Source organism: Treponema lecithinolyticum ATCC 700332, assembly GCA_000468055.1.
Lineage (GTDB): Bacteria > Spirochaetota > Spirochaetia > Treponematales > Treponemataceae > Treponema_C > Treponema_C lecithinolyticum.
Map to the genome: position 1 here is coordinate 59,691 of KI260567.1, position 920 is coordinate 60,610.

The 920-nt window shown below is 45.9% G+C and carries 1 protein-coding gene; it reads left to right on the top strand.

Annotation, left to right across the window (positions count from 1 at the left end):
- On the top strand, positions 1 to 920 hold a 920-nt coding region (locus HMPREF9193_RS11415), incomplete at both ends, for a methyl-accepting chemotaxis protein (protein ID WP_021687508.1).

The window sequence follows — 920 nt, forward strand, 5'->3', positions numbered from 1 at the left end:
GAAATCGGCAGCGAGCTTGCAAGCAATATGACCGAAACTGCCAGTGCCGTTCACGAAATCAGTGCAAATATCGACGGAGTAAAACAGCAAGCGCTCACACAAAGCGCAAGCGTTACCGAAACGGCAGCAACGATTGAAGAAATTATCCGTACAATAAAACAATTAAACAACAGCATAGAAACGCAAGCTGCAAGCGTTGCACAGTCATCGGCTTCCATAGAGGAAATGGTTGCCAATATCGCATCCATTACGCAAACGCTGGAAAAAACCGACGATTCGATACAGACGTTGGCGGGAGCTACTGCAGATGGTAAAGAAACGCTGATCAGTTCAAACAGCATAACGCAAAAAATTGCCGAAGAATCGGGAAGCCTTATGGAAGCGTCCAGCGTTATTCAGCACATTGCAAGTCAAACAAACTTACTTGCAATGAACGCGGCAATCGAAGCGGCTCACGCAGGAGAAGCGGGGAAGGGTTTTGCCGTTGTTGCCGATGAAATCCGTAAGCTTGCCGAAGAATCGAGCGCGCAGGGTAAAACTATTACCGAAACGCTTAAAGTATTGAGTACGGAAATCGAAACGCTTTCCGGTGCTTCTCGTACGGTTGAAGAAAAATTCAATGCTATTTTTAATTTGGCTGAAGAAGTAAAATCGATGAGTAACCGTTTAACCGAAGCGATGCGGGAACAGGAAAACGGCAGTAAAGAAGTACTGGCGGCAATAAAAAACATAAACTCGGTAACAGTGGAAGTAAACGATGGCTCTGCAGAAATGCTTAAAGGCGGCGAGCAAGTAGCACAGGAAATGCACAAACTGGACGATTTAACGCGCGTTATTTCGAGCAGTATGAACGAAATGGCTGCCGGTGCGGTGCAAATTAACAATGCAGTGCAGGAAGTAAACGAAATTACCCAACGCAA